The organism is Salmonella sp. NW884, assembly GCF_051700745.1.
Taxonomy (GTDB): Bacteria; Pseudomonadota; Gammaproteobacteria; order Enterobacterales; family Enterobacteriaceae; genus Salmonella; species Salmonella enterica.
The window spans coordinates 153,470-170,640 of sequence record NZ_JAMMDE010000010.1; the positions used below are offsets into that span (position 1 = coordinate 153,470).

Sequence of the window (17,171 nt, forward strand, 5' to 3'; positions counted from 1 at the left end):
AATGCCGGATGGCGGCGTCGCCTGTCCGGCTTGCAAAAGATGAGTCGACTGGTAGGCCTGATAAGCGTAGCGCCATCAGGCTGGGTAACGTAAACGCGATTTATTCTTTGTCTGTCGGACTCAGGGTGACGGAAGAGAGATAGTTGAGCAGCGCGATATCATTCTCTACGCCCAGTTTCATCATCGCCGATTTCTTCTGGCTGCTGATGGTCTTAATGCTGCGGTTGAGCTTCTTGGCGATTTCGGTGACCAGGAAGCCCTCGGCGAACAGGCGTAATACTTCGCTCTCTTTTGGCGACAGGCGCTTGTCGCCGTAACCGCCTGCGCTAATTTTCTCCAGCAGACGAGAAACGCTTTCTGGGGTGAATTTTTTGCCTTTTTGCAGCGCGGCCAGCGCCTTAGGCAGATCGGTTGGCGCACCCTGCTTGAGTACGATCCCTTCAATATCAAGATCCAACACGGCGCTCAGGATCGCCGGATTGTTGTTCATGGTCAGAACGATAATAGACAGGCTCGGAAAATGACGCTTGATGTACTTGATCAAGGTGATCCCATCGCCGTATTTATCTCCCGGCATGGAGAGGTCAGTGATCAACACATGCGCATCTAATTTCGGCAGGTTGTTGATCAATGCTGTGGAATCTTCAAATTCGCCGACAACATTCACCCACTCGATTTGTTCAAGTGATTTGCGAATACCGAACAGTACAATCGGGTGGTCATCGGCAATAATTACGTTCATATTGTTCATGTATTGGGCTACCTTGCTACAGCAAGCTTTTGACGTAGGCGTCAATGTCGCTGATATATTTTTCTATACCTGGAGCATCTTTCTCACGAATCAGATGTTCCAGCGTTTCACATAACTGCTTGCCGGGTACCAGATTAAGCATGGCAAACACCCCTTTCAGGCGGTGGGCCGTTTGGGCCAGCGCAGCGAAATCGCTGGTTGCCGCCTCAGTATACAACCTCTTAACATCATCCGGTACTGTGTCTACAAATAGCGCATAATAGCCGCTGGCATGAAGCTCGGCATTTTCATCTCCGCCGAGCGGGGAGGCGGGAATCTCTTCCTGCGCCAGCTGCTCTTCGATAAGTTGTAGTACAGCTTCCTGCATAGCATTGCTCATATTAAAGTTGACGCGCAACTGACCCGGGCCAATTTTCCGCACGCCTGACTCATCATCGCTTAAAAGCAAGCCCGAGGCAGTAAGATTAGACGGATTATCCGTTAAAAAGAGATCATATTCTTGACTTATCTGCCTTTCATCCGGCGTGATGCAGGTGGCGCCCCAGTTTTCTAACTGACGCAGCACAATCGCGCGAACCTCGTTGGACGTCACATCGACCATCACGCTCACGTCGTCCAGCAGGCGCTCTTCGACCTGAGTATGCTGATCGTGAGGAAGCATTTTGACATGAACGGTATAGCGCGTGCCCAGCGTTTCTCGCGCTTTAATGTTGAGATGACCGCCCAGTTTGCGCGCCAGTTGATTGCACAGCCAGAAGGTGAGCGGATTCGCTTTGCCGTAACGATCGCCCTGCGTTTCATTCATATACGGGAAATGCAGATTATCAATCTCGTTTAACGTTACACCTTCGCCCGTATCCAGAATACGGAAAGTCAGACGCTCCGCGATAGATTCATCCTGCTCGACTTCAAGCGTAATTTTACCCATAGCAGTCGTCGTGACGGCATACTGAATCAACAGCAGCAAAATCCGGCGCAGGGCGTCGCGATCGCCCCAGCGTTCATCGTTGCCGCTAAGATGGTTATTAATCAGCAGTTGCAGCCCTTTACGCTTAATGGCGGGCAGCACTTCCGGCACGACTTCGTCAATAAGATCCTGCAGGGAGAACAGCGTTGCTTCGCTCTTCCATGCGTCATTTTCCAGCATATTCGCCAGTTGGATTTCATCGATCATACGTACCAATACATCCGCCTGATCCGCCAGTTTCAGGCTTTCCGGCGTGGTGACTGCCGCGGCGTTAACCGCCAGTTGGCGTACGGGCTCTTTAAGCGTGTTGCTGATATTTTGCATAAAGGCGGCGCGGCCCTGCTGATTCTTCTCATACAAACGCTGCGCCTGTTTAAGCTTCTTATTCACCAGCACTTCCCGGTCCTGATCGCGAATAATAAAGATCTGCGTGCGGGGGGCGATCTGGCTGCGAAACAGACGGATCTCATACAGTTCGTTGTTAATTGTCGCCTGAATCACGCCCTGATGCTGCTCCGCCATGCTGGTAATATTTTGCAGGTTAAGATGCGGCAACAGATGATCGGCGATTTTATTGCTGATCACGGTGCGGTTTCCTTCCTGATCGTAGACCAGCAGACCCAGCGGCAGCAGAGAAACGATCTCTTCATTAATGGCGCGTAAGACGCGAAGCTCGTTATTCGCCGCGTTGCCGGATGTCGATTCCGTCGTCCGTCCCGGCTGATGACGGAACGTGGCGTAGCCAAATAACGCCAACGCCAGCAGCCCGATGTTCAGCAGTAAAGGCAGCAAAATATTTTGCAGCGTATCAAGCAAAAGCGTACCGAACGGTACCTGCCAGATCAGGCGCATTCCGGTAGAGTTAAGCGCTGAGGAGATCTCAATTTTTGAACCGTTAAAGCTAATCGTGACGCTATCTGGCGCTTCCTTTTCACTGCTTCGCCCCGTCGCCTGGGTTGCGTCAGGCTCTATCCGAAAACTGTCCAGCGGCATTCCCGGCGGGATTAAATCATTAATGGGCAGATCAAACGCCACTACGGTCGCCAGATGTCCTGGCTGATTGAAGGTCGTGCGCAGCGTAAAATAGTGACCGTTTTGCCAGGCCAGTTTTCGCAATGAGGAGAAACTTTCGCGCTCATCCAGCGCATTCGCCTGCTGCAACATCTCTGCCCGGCGGGAATCGACGATATTGCCAATAGTGGACTCTTTAAAGCCGGAAGAGAGATCTTTCAACGGTAGGGTAGAGATAAGAATCAGGCTGTTATCCTGTCCGTTGAGATAATACATTGACCACGGCACGTTTTCCGCGCCCCACAGCGTATCCAGATAGGTTGACATACGCTGCGTCATTTCCAGCGTGGCGCTGTCATGGGAACCGAAAATCAGCGCTTCAGTTTTACGTCGCGGCTTTTCAAGATAATACACATCCTGTTTCAGACGCGTTTCCTGAAGTCCTTCACCTGTCGATGGCGTAGTGGTCGCGGCGATGTTGTCATAAATTTGCCAGGTAACATACCGCCAGGTGTCCACGCGTTTATGAATAGCGTGGGTGATATCGACAATTTGATAGCTTTTGTCTTTCAACCAGGCGTTGACGGCGCTCTGTACCATAACGCCCATCGTTACCAGCAGCACAATGATCAGCAATAAGAAGAAACGGGTAATGCTTCCCGGTAGAAGGGAGAATCGGGTAGAGACCGTTGTGTCAGACTGACTCATTTATGTTTACGACCTGTAAAAGCAACGCTGAAGGTGAAGGGCAGTATAAAGGGTAATGAATGAATTTCCAGACTCTTACGTCATGCCGGGCAACTTAACACGCGCTCCGTCGGCGGGACGGGAAAAGCGTACAACCTTCGCAGAACGGTACAAATATAAAGACTACTTATAAATGTTTAGCACTAAATATCAAGAAATTATTTGCTAATGTCTTACGAACGGTCGAGCAGCGAGGGTAGTGAATAACCGTGATAGTTTTAGGCAGGTAGCATAAATCAGCCGGGTGTGCCTGAAAAAGGGTAAAAAAAACCGAATGCGAAGCATCCGGTTGAAATAGGGGTAAACAGACATTCAGAAGTGAATGACGGTAATAAATAAAGTTAATGATGATAGCGGTCACTATTTTAGTTGCGAATGAAGATTCTGTTTTATCATTCAGTGCTATGAATTTCATCAATTTAACCCATTGATTTTAAAAGTCTCGTGAATATATTTTGTCTATTTGTGCTTATTTTTACTTGATTTTTGCTTTAAAAAAGTTCCGTAAACTTCATATTTTGAAACATCTATGTAGATAACTGTAACATCTTAAAAGTTTTAGTATCATATTCGTGTTGGATTATTCTGTATTTTTGCGGAGAATGGACTTGCCGACTGGTTAATGAGGGTTAACCAGTAAGCAGTGGCATAAAAAAGCAATAAAGGCATATAACAGAGGGTTAATAACATGAAAGTTAAAGTACTGTCCCTCCTGGTACCAGCTCTGCTGGTGGCGGGCGCAGCGAATGCGGCTGAAATTTATAATAAAGACGGCAACAAATTAGACCTGTTTGGTAAAGTTGATGGCCTGCACTACTTCTCTGACGACAAAGGCAGCGACGGTGACCAGACCTACATGCGTATCGGCTTCAAAGGCGAAACGCAGGTTAACGATCAGCTGACCGGTTATGGCCAGTGGGAATATCAGATTCAGGGCAACCAGACTGAAGGCAGCAACGACTCCTGGACGCGTGTGGCGTTTGCGGGTCTGAAATTCGCTGACGCAGGTTCCTTCGATTATGGTCGTAACTACGGCGTAACCTATGACGTGACCTCCTGGACCGACGTTCTGCCGGAGTTCGGCGGCGACACCTACGGCGCTGACAACTTTATGCAGCAGCGTGGTAACGGCTATGCTACCTACCGTAACACCGACTTCTTCGGCCTGGTGGATGGTCTGGACTTCGCGTTGCAGTATCAGGGCAAAAACGGCAGCGTGAGCGGTGAAAACACCAACGGTCGCAGCCTGCTGAACCAGAACGGTGACGGTTACGGCGGATCGCTGACTTATGCAATCGGCGAAGGCTTCTCTGTCGGTGGCGCTATCACCACGTCTAAACGTACTGCCGATCAGAACAACACCGCTAACGCTCGCCTGTATGGTAACGGCGATCGCGCCACGGTTTACACCGGTGGCCTGAAATACGATGCGAACAACATCTATCTGGCAGCGCAGTATTCTCAGACCTATAACGCAACCCGTTTTGGTACCTCTAACGGTAGCAACCCGTCCACCTCTTACGGTTTTGCCAACAAAGCGCAGAACTTTGAAGTGGTTGCTCAGTACCAGTTCGACTTTGGTCTGCGTCCGTCTGTGGCTTACCTGCAGTCTAAAGGTAAGGACATCAGCAACGGCTACGGCGTCAGCTATGGCGACCAGGACATCGTAAAATATGTTGATGTCGGCGCGACTTACTACTTCAACAAAAACATGTCCACCTATGTTGATTACAAAATCAACCTGCTGGATAAAAACGACTTTACCCGCGATGCGGGCATCAACACCGACGACATCGTAGCGCTGGGTCTGGTTTACCAGTTCTAATCAGCAAAAGATGTTGCTAAAGGGCCTACGGGCCCTTTTTTCATGCCTTATTCCGGCGTACAAATACGACGTTTTGATATACGCTTGCGTCCATTCGAATGAGGATAAACAGCGATGAAAATGACTTTTTGCCGGGCCGTGTGTCTGGCGGCGGCTTTTTTACTTATGGGCTGCGATGAGGCTCCCGAAACGACAACAGCGTCACCTGCCGCTCAGGTGCTGGAAGGTAAAACGATGGGGACCCTCTGGCGGGTGAGCGTGGTTGGCATCGATGCGAAACGCGCCGCAGAGTTACAGACTAAAATCCAGACTCAGCTTGATGCTGATGATTGGTTGCTTTCTACCTATAAAAATGACTCCGCGCTAATGCGTTTTAACCATTCACGCAGCCTTGCGCCCTGGCCGGTCAGCGAAGCCATGGCGGATATCGTGACCTCGGCGCTGCGTATTGGCGCGAAGACGGACGGCGCGATGGATATCACCGTGGGCCCGCTGGTCAATCTGTGGGGGTTTGGACCGGATCGGCAGCCGCTGCATATCCCAACGCCAGCACAAATCGATGCGGCAAAAGCGAAAACAGGCCTGCAACATTTGCAGGTTATCGACAGGGCTGGACATCAGTTTTTGCAAAAAGATTTGCCGGATCTTTATGTTGATCTCTCCACGGTCGGGGAGGGCTATGCGGCGGATCATCTGGCGCGTCTGATGGAGCAGGAGGGCATTGCGCGTTATCTGGTCTCGGTGGGCGGCGCATTAAGCAGTCGCGGGATGAATGCGCAGGGGCAGCCGTGGCGCGTCGCGATTCAGAAGCCGACCGACCGGGAAAATGCGGTGCAGGCGATTGTGGATATCAACGGGCATGGCATCAGCACCTCCGGCAGCTACCGCAACTATTATGAGCTGGATGGCAAGCGTATCTCGCACGTTATCGATCCGCAAACGGGGCGCCCCATTGAACACAATCTGGTATCGGTTACGGTTATCGCGCCAACGGCGCTGGAAGCGGACGGCTGGGACACCGGCCTGATGGTGCTTGGTACGCAAAAGGCGCAAGAGGTCGTGCGGCGGGAAGGGCTGGCGGTCTTTATGATCATGAAAGAAGGTGAAGGCTTTAAAACCTGGATGTCGCCGCAGTTCAAAACGTTCATGGTGAGCGATAAGAATTAAAACGCAAGATTACGGGTTTTTGTGGGCGGATTTACGGACACACTGCATGTAAGCAAGCACTATGCTTAATGAAGGAGTCTATGATGAAAAAAGCGTTACTTACCGATGATGAATGCTGGTTGCGGGTGCTGGCGCGCGATGCCAGCGCGGATGGGCGTTTCGTTTTTGCGGTGCGAACCACTGGCGTTTTTTGCCGCCCTTCTTGTCACTCGAAGCGGGCGTTACGTAAAAATGTTCGCTTTTTTGCCAACGCGCAGCAGGCGCTGGACGCCGGTTTTCGCCCCTGCAAGCGCTGTCAGCCGGATAATGCGCGCGCGCAGCAACGGCGGTTGGATAAGATTGCCTGCGCCTGCCGTTTACTTGAGCAGGAGACGCCGGTAACGCTGGCGTCTCTGGCGCAGGCGGTGGCGATGAGCCCGTTTCATCTGCACCGTTTGTTTAAAGCGAGCACCGGTATGACGCCGAAAGGGTGGCAGCAGGCGTGGCGCGCCCGGCGGCTGCGTGAGGCGTTGGCGAAAGGAGAGCCGATCACGGCGGCTATTTATCGCGCCGGCTTCCCGGATAGCAGTAGCTACTACCGTCATGCCGACCAGACGCTGGGCATGACGGCAAAACAGTTTCGCAAAGGCGGCGATAATGTCTCCGTTCGCTATGCGCTGACGGACTGGGTTTACGGACGGTGCCTGGTGGCGGAGAGCGAGCGGGGGATTTGCGCGATTCTCCCCGGTGATAGCGACGACGCGCTACTGGCTGAATTACACACCCTGTTCCCGGCGGCCCGCCACGAACCTGCCGACGCGCTTTTTCAGCAACGGGTGCGGCAGGTTGTCGCGGCTATCAACACACGCGATGTGCTGCTCTCGTTGCCGCTGGATATCCAGGGAACCGCGTTTCAACAGCAGGTCTGGCAGGCGTTATGCGCAATTCCCTGCGGCGAAACCGTAAGCTATCAACAGCTTGCCGCGACTATCGGCAAACCCACGGCAGTACGCGCGGTCGCCAGCGCGTGCGGCGCGAATAAACTGGCGATGGTGATCCCGTGTCATCGGGTCGTGCGTCGCGATGGCGCGCTCTCCGGTTATCGTTGGGGCGTGCGTCGAAAAGCGCAGCTATTAAAGCGAGAAGCGCAAAAAGAGGAGTAGCAATGCTGGATCTATTTGCTGATGAAGCGCCCTGGCAAGAGCCCCTGGCGCCTGGCGCGGTGGTGTTGCGCCGCTTTGCGTTTCGCGCGGCGCAGTCGCTATTAGACGATATCGGGTTTGTCGCCAGTCAGTCTCCGTTTCGTCAGATGGTGACGCCGGGCGGCTACACCATGTCGGTGGCGATGACCAACTGCGGCGCGTTAGGGTGGACTACCGATCGTCACGGTTATTGTTATGCCGTGCGCGATCCGTTGACCGATAAACCCTGGCCTGCGCTGCCGTTATCGTTTGCCAGCGTATGTCGTCAGGCGGCAATCGCGGCAGGGTATGCGAGCTTCCAACCGGACGCCTGCCTGATCAATCGCTACGCGCCCGGCGCAAAACTGTCGCTGCATCAGGATAAAGACGAGCCGGATCTGCGCGCGCCTATTGTCTCAGTTTCGTTGGGGGTGCCGGCGGTTTTTCAGTTTGGCGGCCTGCGTCGCAGCGATCCGCTCCAGCGGATCTTACTGGAGCATGGCGATATCGTGGTCTGGGGCGGCGAGTCCCGGCTGTTTTATCATGGTATCCAGCCGCTTAAAGCGGGCTTTCATCCCATGACCGGTGAATTTCGTTACAATCTCACCTTCCGTCAGGCGGCTGAAAAAGAATAAAAATAAGAATTATTATTGCTGTGCAGGTGGAGTTAGTTAAACTGCGGGCTGTTATTATCGGTCCGGGTTGTATGCATGGAACTTCTTATTCTTGTCTGGCGGCAGTACCGCTGGCCATTTATTAGCGTGATAGCGCTGAGCCTCGCCAGCGCGGCGCTGGGGATTGGCCTGATCGCGTTTATCAATCAGCGCCTGATTGAAACGGTGGACACCACCGTCATGGTGCTGCCGGAATTTCTCGGCCTGCTCCTGTTACTAATGGTCGTCACATTAGGTTCCCAACTGGCGCTCACCACTCTGGGACACCATTTCGTTTACCGCCTGCGCAGCGAATTTATCAAGCGCATTCTGGATACGCACGTTGAACGCATTGAGCAACTGGGCAGCGCCTCTTTACTGGCCGGTCTGACCAGCGATATTCGCAATATTACTATCGCCTTTGTGCGTCTGCCTGAGCTGGTGCAGGGCATTATCCTCACCGTCGGCTCGGCGGCGTATCTGGCGATGCTATCGACAAAAATGCTGCTGGTTACGGCTATCTGGATGGCGGTCACTATCTGGGGCGGATTCGTGCTGGTGGCGCGGGTTTACCAGCATATGGCGACCCTGCGCGAGACCGAAGATAAGCTGTACAACGACTATCAGACGGTGCTGGAAGGACGCAAAGAGCTGACGCTAAACCGCGAGCGTGCGGAGCAGATTTTTCAGCAATGCTATATCCCGGACGCCAAAGAGTACCGTCATCACATTATCCGTGCCGATACTTTTCATCTGAGCGCCGTCAACTGGTCGAATATCATGATGCTGGGGGCGATAGGCCTGGTCTTCTGGATGGCGAATAGTCTCGGCTGGGCGGATACTAACGTCGCGGCGACCTATTCACTGACGTTGCTGTTCCTGCGCACGCCGCTGCTGTCTGCAGTGGGGGCGTTGCCAACGCTACTGACCGCCCAGGTGGCGTTTAATAAACTGAATAAATTCGCGCTCGCCCCGTATAAGCCTGATTTTCCACAGCCGAAAGCCTTTCCCGACTGGAAGACGCTGGAGCTGCGCAACGTGGTTTTCCACTATCAGGATAACGCGTTTTCCGTGGGGCCCATCAACCTGACGATTCACCGCGGCGAACTGCTGTTTTTAATTGGCGGCAACGGTAGCGGGAAATCGACGCTGGCCATGTTATTGACCGGTTTATACCAGCCGCAATCGGGAACGATTTTACTTGATGGTCAACCTATTGCCGCCGGACAGTCGGAAGATTATCGCAAACTGTTTTCTGCGGTGTTCACCGATGTGTGGTTATTCGACCGCCTGCTGGGGCCGCAGGGGAAACCCGCCAATCCCGCTCTGGTCGAAAAGTGGCTTGAGCACCTGAAAATGACGCACAAGCTGGAGCTAAACGATGGGCGCATTTTGAATCTTAAACTGTCGAAAGGGCAAAAAAAGCGCATTGCGCTGCTGCTGGCGCTGGCGGAAGAGCGCGATATTATTTTGCTGGATGAGTGGGCCGCCGATCAGGACCCGCATTTCCGCCGGGAATTTTATCAGGTACTGTTGCCGTTAATGCAGGAAATGGGCAAAACCATTTTCGCCATCAGCCATGATGATCACTATTTTATTCACGCCGATCGTCTGCTTGAAATGCGTAATGGGCAGTTAACCGAACTCACCGGCGACGAACGTGACGCCGCTTCGCGTGATGCGGTTGCGCGTACTGCGTAATGGATTATGGCGCCGGATGAACCGCCTGATGGCAGCCCTACGTCCGCACGCGGGTAGGCCTGATAAGATGCTACGCGTCGCCACCAGGCATCGGGCGAGCGGATTTCCAGACGCGTTTTGAAAAGAACCCCGGAGCGCTGCGCGAGCTGGCGTGTTCAGATGCCCGGTAAGTGTGACCGGGCAGCGTAACGTTATCGCGTGACGGCGTTCTGTACGTTAGCGTCCGCTTTCCAGATGCGGTATTTCACGTCCACATTCGCCGGGGTATACACCACGATCGGCAGCTTGCTGTTGTAGCGCAGCATCCCGTCTTCACCCAGCCAGGCGGTGACGAATTTTTGCTCTTTCTTACCTTCAGGGCAGGCCATCATGGTTGATACCGGAGAGGTGACGTTATCAAAGACATAATAGTCATAGCCCCAGCCTTCCAGCGTTTTTGTTTCCAGCGTGCCGCCGAGGCGATGCTGGTTACAATCCACATTCAGCGTTTGGCCAATCAACAGTTCCACTTTGAGGGTAGATTCATCCTGCTGAGGGGCAAGGGTTATCACTTGCCGCTTCATTCCTTTTTCCGCCTGCGGATAGGGGGCGATTTTCTCCAGCGGCTGGGCGGTATCGCTATTGTTAGCCCAGGCAGAGGCGCTGGCGAGGGCGGCGAAGACGACGGCAGGGACAAACATCTTCATTTGATTGTTCACAGTATTTCCTTTCTGCTGTTTTCGGTATGCACGGGCAACAGATTAACACATTCATATTATCTATTAATCTGTATTTACTCATATTTTCAAGATTATTAATAAAATAGCGTATTTTTATATAGTGGAATATTCTGATATTGATAATGTAAATGAAATTATCAGCTATTAGTGGTTTTCGTTATATAAATATCTATATAACTCATTGAAATGTCAGAAAAAGCACGTTTACGGGTCTTTACCCGGCACTCTTTTGATCCGGCAACAGCATTTACCTCTATCGGGGTATGCATCTCTTACACATCCTGAAATATCTTATTTACAAAAACAACTACTCATAAATTGTACGGTTTTTATTGGTATTCACTCCCTATGGAAGCGTGTCGTTATGGAAGGGCGATATCATGGTTGATTTATCCCGTCGAAGCATGTTGACCGGCAGTTGGCGCAACGCCAGCAATGGGATTCTTCCGCCGTGGGCCAGAGAAACGACCTATTTTCTCACACATTGTCTGCGTTGCGACGCCTGCATCCAGGCGTGTGAGGCCGACATCCTGCAGCGAGGGGCGGGGGGATATCCGAGCGTAGATTTCAAACGGGGCGAGTGCAGCTTTTGTTATGCCTGTGCGCAGGCCTGTACTGAATCGCTTTTTCTTCCGCGCCACACCAGGGCCTGGGATCTGATTTTTACGCTCACGGAAAACTGCCTCGCCAGGCAATCGGTTGAATGCCATCGCTGCCAGGACAGTTGTGAACCTATGGCCATTACCTTTCGTCCCACGCTATCCGGCATTTACCAGCCGCAGCTTGACTCGCAGGCCTGTAACGGATGCGGGGCGTGTGTGGCTATCTGTCCCGTGTCAGCCATCAAAGCGGAGAACCACCATGCGCACTAACTGGCAGGTCTGTAGCCTGGTCGTGCAGGCCAAAAGTCAGAACATCGCCGCCATTGGCACACAGTTGAACACGTTGCCGGGTTGCGAAGTCGCGTTAAGCGACGTTGAAAGCGGGCAACTGATCGTGGTGGCGGAAGCAGATCAGAGTGAAACGCTGATGCAAACAATTGAGTCAGTACGCAATGTCGAGGGCGTACTGGCGGTGTCGCTGGTTTATCACCAGCAGGATGAGCAAGGTGAGGAAACACCATGAAACTCAGTCGTCGTAGCTTTATGAAAGCTAACGCCGTTGCGGCCGCTGCGGCGGCTGCCGGTCTGAGCGTGCCGGGCGTCGCCCGCGCCGTTGTCGGGCAGCAGGAAGCCATCAAATGGGATAAAGCGCCGTGCCGTTTTTGCGGAACGGGTTGCGGTGTGTTGGTGGGAACGCAGCAGGGCCGTGTGGTCGCCTGCCAGGGCGACCCCGACGCGCCGGTCAACCGTGGTCTGAACTGCATTAAAGGCTACTTCCTGCCCAAAATCATGTACGGTAAAGATCGTCTGACGCAGCCGATGCTGCGCATGAAAGACGGCAGCTATCACAAAGACGGCGAGTTTACGCCGGTGAGCTGGGAACAGGCCTTCGATGTGATGGAGGAGAAGTTTAAAACCTCCCTGAAAGAGAAAGGACCAGAAGCGATCGGCATGTTTGGATCGGGTCAATGGACCATCTGGGAAGGCTATGCCGCCGCGAAACTGTTCAAGGCTGGTTTCCGCTCTAACAACATCGACCCGAACGCGCGTCACTGCATGGCCTCGGCGGTGGTGGGCTTTATGCGCACCTTTGGCATGGATGAACCGATGGGCTGCTACGACGATATTGAGCAGGCCGATGCGTTTGTGCTGTGGGGTTCCAACATGGCGGAGATGCACCCGATTTTATGGTCGCGCATCACTAACCGCCGTTTGTCCGACCCGAACGTGAAGGTTGCCGTCCTCTCCACCTTCCAGCACCGCAGCTTTGAACTGGCGGACAACGGTATTGTCTTTACCCCGCAAAGCGATCTGGTGATCCTTAACTATATCGCGAATTACATTATTCAGAACAACGCGGTAAATCAGGATTTCTTCACAAAGCATGTGAATCTGCGTAAAGGGGCGACGGATATCGGCTACGGCTTACGCCCGACGCACCCGCTGGAAAAAGCGGCGAAGAATCCGGGCTCCGACGCTTCCGAGCCGATGAGCTTCGACGAGTATAAAGCCTTCGTGGCGGAATATACGCTGGACAAGACCGCTGAAATGACCGGCGTGCCGAAAGATCAACTGGAACAGTTGGCACAGCTCTACGCCGATCCGAATAAGCGCGTGATCTCTTACTGGACGATGGGTTTTAACCAGCATACCCGCGGCGTGTGGGCGAATAACCTGGTTTACAACCTCCATCTGCTGACCGGAAAAATCTCCCAGCCTGGCTGCGGTCCTTTCTCGCTGACCGGCCAGCCTTCCGCCTGTGGTACGGCGCGTGAAGTGGGAACCTTCTCACACCGTCTGCCCGCAGACATGGTCGTGACGAACGAAAAACACCGTGATATCTGCGAAAAACACTGGCAGATCCCCGCTGGCACTATCCCGGCAAAAGTGGGTTTACATGCGGTGGCGCAGGATCGCGCGTTGAAAGACGGCAAGCTGAACGTCTACTGGGTAATGTGTAATAACAATATGCAGGCCGGGCCGAACATCAATGAAGATCGGATGCCGGGCTGGCGCGATCCGCGTAACTTTATCATTGTCTCCGATCCTTACCCGACGGTGAGCGCGCTGTCTGCGGATCTGATCCTGCCGACCGCCATGTGGGTTGAGAAAGAAGGCGCTTACGGCAACGCCGAACGCCGCACGCAGTTCTGGCGTCAGCAAATTAAAGCGCCGGGCGAAGCCAAATCCGACCTCTGGCAACTGGTGCAGTTCTCCCGTCGTTTTAAAACCGAGGAGGTCTGGCCGGAGGCGTTGTTGGCCCAGAAGCCGGAGCTGCGCGGCAAAACGCTGTATGACGTTCTGTTCGCCACGCCTGCGGTCAGCAAATTCCCGCTGAGCGAGCTGAAAGAAGATCAGTTAAACGATGAGTCTCGTGAGCTGGGCTTCTATCTGCAAAAAGGGCTGTTTGAAGAATACGCCTGGTTTGGACGTGGCCACGGTCACGATCTGGCGCCGTTCGATGATTACCACAACGCGCGCGGTCTGCGCTGGCCGGTCGTCGAAGGCAAAGAGACGCAATGGCGTTACAGCGAAGGCAACGATCCGTATGTAAAAGCGGGGGAAGGGTACAAATTCTACGGTAAACCGGATGGCAAAGCGGTGATCTTCGCGCTGCCATTTGAACCCGCGGCGGAGTCGCCGGACAACGAGTACGATCTGTGGCTTTCCACCGGTCGCGTGCTGGAACACTGGCATACCGGCAGTATGACGCGCCGCGTGCCTGAATTGCATCGCGCCTTCCCGGAAGCAGTGGTCTTTATTCACCCGCTGGATGCGAAAGCGCGCGATCTGCGTCGTGGGGATAAGGTTAAAGTGTCGTCCCGCCGCGGCGAAGTGATTTCGATTGTCGAAACGCGTGGACGTAACCGTCCGCCGCAGGGACTGGTGTATATGCCGTTCTTCGATGCCGCTCAGCTAGTGAACAACCTGACGCTGGATGCGACGGACCCGCTCTCTAAAGAGACGGACTTCAAGAAGTGCGCCGTTAAGCTGGCGAAGGTGTAACGCGTTATGTCCCGTACAGCGAAACCCCAAAATGGCCGCCGCCGCTTTCTGCGTGATGTTGTGCGCACTGCGGGCGGGCTGGCGGCGGTTGGCGTGGCGCTGGGCTTGCAACAGCAAACCGCGCGCGCAACGGGCGTGCGGCTGCGTCCGCCTGGCGCGCTGAATGAAAATGCCTTCGCCAGCGCCTGTGTGCGCTGCGGGCAGTGCGTTCAGGCGTGTCCATACGACACGCTAAAACTGGCGACGCTGGCCTCCGGGCTATCGGCAGGCACGCCCTATTTCGTCGCTCGCGACATCCCCTGCGAAATGTGTGAAGACATTCCGTGCGCCAAAGTCTGCCCCAGCGGGGCGCTGAATAAAGATATCGCCTCCATTGATGACTCGCGCATGGGGCTGGCGGTGCTGCTGGATCAGGAAAACTGCCTCAACTTTCAGGGGCTGCGCTGCGACGTTTGTTACCGCGAATGCCCGAAAATCGATGAGGCCATCACGCTGGAGCTGGATCGCAACATGCGCACCGGCAAACATGCGCGCTTTCTGCCCACCGTACACAGCGACGCCTGTACCGGCTGCGGCAAATGCGAAAAAGTCTGCGTACTGGAGCAACCAGCGATAAAAGTGTTGCCGTTGTCATTGGCGAAAGGGGAGTTAGGACACCATTACCGCTTCGGCTGGCTGGAGGGGAAAGATGGCAAATCGTAAACGCGACGCCGGGCGAGAAGCGCGGGCGAAAAAAGGCTGGTGGCGTAGCCATCGTTGGCTGGTGTTACGCCGTATCAGCCAGTTTATGGTGCTGGGGATGTTTCTCAGCGGCCCGTGGCTGGGCTTTTGGGTTTTGCATGGCAACTACAGCAGTAGTTTGCTGTTCGATACCCTCCCGTTGACCGATCCGCTGATTACCCTGGAAAGTCTCGCCAGTGGACATCTTCCCGCTACCGTGGCGCTGACGGGAGCAGTGATTATCGCTGTGCTGTATGCGCTGGCGGGAAAGCGATTATTTTGCAGTTGGGTTTGCCCGCTAAACCCCGTTACCGATTTGGCTAACTGGATGCGCAGGAAATTTGACCTGAACCAGTCTGCGACGATTCCACGCCATATACGGTACGTCCTTCTGGTGGTGGTGTTAATCGGTTCGGCGTTGACCGGCACGCTGCTGTGGGAATGGATTAATCCCGTGTCGCTGTTAGGTCGTAGTCTGATTATGGGATTTAGTAGCGGCGCGTTGCTGATTATTGCTTTGTTTTTATTTGATTTATTAGTCGTTGAGCACGGTTGGTGCGGTCATATTTGCCCGATGGGCGCGCTGTATGGCGTGCTGGGCAGTAAAGGCGTAGTGACCGTGACGGCCAAAAAACGTGAGAAATGTAATCGCTGTATGGATTGTTTTCATGTTTGCCCGGAACCGCATGTGCTACGTGCGCCGGTGCTGGATGAGCAAAGCCCGGCGCAGGTCACTCACCGCGACTGCATGACCTGCGGTCGCTGCGTGGATGTCTGTTCTGAGGATGTTTTTACAATAACGATACACAACATCATTCGGGATGCATCGCGGCGGTAAGCGAGGAAATCCCCGGGAGCATAGATAACGATGTGACTGGGATTTTGGAGCGCAGCCAACAAAGAGGCAGCTCGAAGGATGAAGTGTAAATGCGATGGAGTTCGGGAGCGAAACAATGAAAAGCCATGACCTGATGAAAGCGCTGTGTCAATGGATGGCCACGCTTGCCCTGGTGGTAAGTGGTGCGGTTTGGGCGGCAAACGGAGTGGATCTGAGCCAGTCGCCGGAAGTATCCGGGACGCAGGAAGGGGCGATTCGTATGCCGAAAGAGCAGGAACGTATGCCGCTAAATTACGTCAACCAGCCGCCGATGATCCCGCACAGCGTCGAGGGCTACCAGGTGACGACCAATACCAACCGCTGTCTGCAATGCCACGGCGTGGAAAGTTATCGTACGACGGGCGCGCCGCGTATCAGTCCGACGCACTTTATGGACAGCGACGGTAAAGTGTCGGGCAACGTCGCGCCGCGTCGTTATTTCTGCCTGCAGTGCCACGTACCGCAGTCTGATACCGCGCCGATTATCGACAATACCTTTACCCCCTCGCAAGGTTACGGGAAATAAGAGGTCATTATGGAAAATTCTAACCGTAAACCCGGCTGGATAAAGCGCGTCTGGCGATGGTGGCGCAGCCCCAGCCGCCTGGCGCTGGGGACGCTGCTGTTAATCGGTTTTATCGGCGGCATCATCTTCTGGGGCGGCTTCAATACCGGGATGGAAAAGGCTAACACCGAAGAGTTTTGTATTAGCTGCCATGAAATGCGCAACACGGTGTATGAGGAGTACATGGAAACCGTCCACTACAACAACCGTAGTGGCGTTCGTGCCACCTGTCCTGACTGCCATGTGCCGCATGAGTGGGGGCCGAAGATGATCCGTAAGATCAAAGCCAGTAAAGAGCTGTATGCGAAGGTATTTGGGCTGATAGATACACCGCAGAAATTTGAAGCTCATCGCCTGACAATGGCACAAAATGAGTGGCGGCGCATGAAAGACAACAACTCGCAGGAATGCCGTAACTGCCACAATTTCGACTTTATGGATCTGACCGCGCAAAAAGGCGTCGCGGCGAAAATGCACGATCAGGCGGTAAAAGATGGACAGACCTGTATCGATTGCCACAAAGGGATCGCGCATAAACTGCCGGATATGCGTGATGTTAAACCAGGTTTCTGACAGGACGTTGATGAGTGGGAATGCTTGAAGCCAGAGATCTGCACTGCGAACGGGACGAGAGGACGCTGTTTCGCGGGCTGTCGTTCACCGTGGACGCCGGGGAGTGGGTGCAGGTCACCGGCGGCAA

The 17,171-nt window shown here is 53.9% G+C and carries 15 protein-coding genes and 1 pseudogene; 13 read left to right on the top strand and 3 right to left on the bottom strand.

Going from position 1 to position 17,171, the window contains the following annotated elements; genetic code table 11:
* Window positions 1-100 precede the first annotated feature (100 nt).
* A complete protein-coding gene (gene rcsB / locus NA197_RS19300; RefSeq protein WP_001061919.1) occupies window positions 101-751 on the bottom strand; it encodes a response regulator transcription factor RcsB in 651 nt (216 codons plus the stop codon).
* A gap of 16 nt (window positions 752-767) precedes the next feature.
* Window positions 768-3,437 carry a phosphotransferase RcsD gene (gene rcsD, locus NA197_RS19305; RefSeq protein WP_000083205.1) on the bottom strand — a complete coding sequence of 890 codons (2,670 nt, stop codon included), beginning with the start codon at window positions 3,435-3,437 and terminating at the stop codon, window positions 768-770.
* Between the two features lie 727 nt (window positions 3,438-4,164).
* On the opposite strand from rcsD, the gene NA197_RS19310 reads away from it, so the two are divergent.
* From NA197_RS19310 to NA197_RS19330, 5 genes are all read left to right on the top strand, one after another.
* Window positions 4,165-5,301: a porin OmpC gene (locus NA197_RS19310; RefSeq protein WP_322967203.1), complete on the top strand. Its 1,137-nt coding sequence runs from the start codon at window positions 4,165-4,167 to the stop codon at window positions 5,299-5,301.
* 114 nt (window positions 5,302-5,415) lie between these two features.
* Complete coding sequence (gene apbE / locus NA197_RS19315; RefSeq protein ID WP_000784306.1) at window positions 5,416-6,468, top strand: FAD:protein FMN transferase ApbE; 1,053 nt, start codon at window positions 5,416-5,418, stop codon at window positions 6,466-6,468.
* Between the two features lie 80 nt (window positions 6,469-6,548).
* Window positions 6,549-7,610 carry a bifunctional DNA-binding transcriptional regulator/O6-methylguanine-DNA methyltransferase Ada gene (gene ada / locus NA197_RS19320; RefSeq protein WP_064043069.1) on the top strand — a complete coding sequence of 354 codons (1,062 nt, stop codon included), beginning with the start codon at window positions 6,549-6,551 and terminating at the stop codon, window positions 7,608-7,610.
* A gap of 2 nt (window positions 7,611-7,612) precedes the next feature.
* Complete coding sequence (alkB, locus tag NA197_RS19325) at window positions 7,613-8,263, top strand: DNA oxidative demethylase AlkB (RefSeq protein ID WP_000884991.1); 651 nt, start codon at window positions 7,613-7,615, stop codon at window positions 8,261-8,263.
* Between the two features lie 75 nt (window positions 8,264-8,338).
* The gene (locus NA197_RS19330) at window positions 8,339-9,982 is read left to right on the top strand and encodes a multidrug ABC transporter permease/ATP-binding protein (protein ID WP_064043068.1); all 1,644 of its coding nucleotides are present in this window, start codon (window positions 8,339-8,341) and stop codon (window positions 9,980-9,982) included.
* Window positions 9,983-10,173: 191 nt separating this feature from the next.
* Here the strand turns inward: NA197_RS19330 and eco are convergent, their stop codons facing one another.
* A complete protein-coding gene (gene eco, locus NA197_RS19335) occupies window positions 10,174-10,668 on the bottom strand; it encodes a serine protease inhibitor ecotin (protein WP_023203580.1) in 495 nt (164 codons plus the stop codon).
* Between the two features lie 413 nt (window positions 10,669-11,081).
* On the opposite strand from eco, the gene napF reads away from it, so the two are divergent.
* The 8 genes and pseudogenes from napF to NA197_RS19375 form a co-directional block, all read left to right on the top strand.
* Window positions 11,082-11,573 (top strand): ferredoxin-type protein NapF, encoded by a 492-nt coding sequence (gene napF, locus NA197_RS19340; protein ID WP_064043067.1) that lies wholly within the window; start codon window positions 11,082-11,084, stop codon window positions 11,571-11,573.
* Complete coding sequence (gene napD / locus NA197_RS19345; RefSeq protein WP_001260058.1) at window positions 11,563-11,826, top strand: chaperone NapD; 264 nt, start codon at window positions 11,563-11,565, stop codon at window positions 11,824-11,826. The genes napF and napD overlap by 11 nt, the downstream gene beginning before the upstream one ends.
* The gene (gene napA, locus NA197_RS19350; protein ID WP_000778097.1) at window positions 11,823-14,309 is read left to right on the top strand and encodes a nitrate reductase catalytic subunit NapA; all 2,487 of its coding nucleotides are present in this window, start codon (window positions 11,823-11,825) and stop codon (window positions 14,307-14,309) included. The genes napD and napA overlap by 4 nt, the downstream gene beginning before the upstream one ends.
* Window positions 14,310-14,315: 6 nt before the next feature.
* Window positions 14,316-15,011: a ferredoxin-type protein NapG gene (napG, locus tag NA197_RS19355; RefSeq protein ID WP_000091676.1), complete on the top strand. Its 696-nt coding sequence runs from the start codon at window positions 14,316-14,318 to the stop codon at window positions 15,009-15,011.
* Window positions 14,998-15,867: a quinol dehydrogenase ferredoxin subunit NapH gene (gene napH / locus NA197_RS19360; RefSeq protein ID WP_000013528.1), complete on the top strand. Its 870-nt coding sequence runs from the start codon at window positions 14,998-15,000 to the stop codon at window positions 15,865-15,867. The genes napG and napH overlap by 14 nt, the downstream gene beginning before the upstream one ends.
* 115 nt (window positions 15,868-15,982) lie before the next feature.
* Window positions 15,983-16,432: a nitrate reductase cytochrome c-type subunit gene (gene napB / locus NA197_RS19365; protein ID WP_000835182.1), complete on the top strand. Its 450-nt coding sequence runs from the start codon at window positions 15,983-15,985 to the stop codon at window positions 16,430-16,432.
* Between the two features lie 9 nt (window positions 16,433-16,441).
* Window positions 16,442-17,044, top strand: coding sequence for a cytochrome c-type protein NapC (gene napC, locus NA197_RS19370; protein ID WP_000431778.1), 603 nt, complete (start codon window positions 16,442-16,444; stop codon window positions 17,042-17,044).
* A 20-nt stretch (window positions 17,045-17,064) separates the two neighbouring features.
* A pseudogene (locus NA197_RS19375) lies at window positions 17,065-17,171 on the top strand (cytochrome c biogenesis heme-transporting ATPase CcmA); the annotation flags it as partial.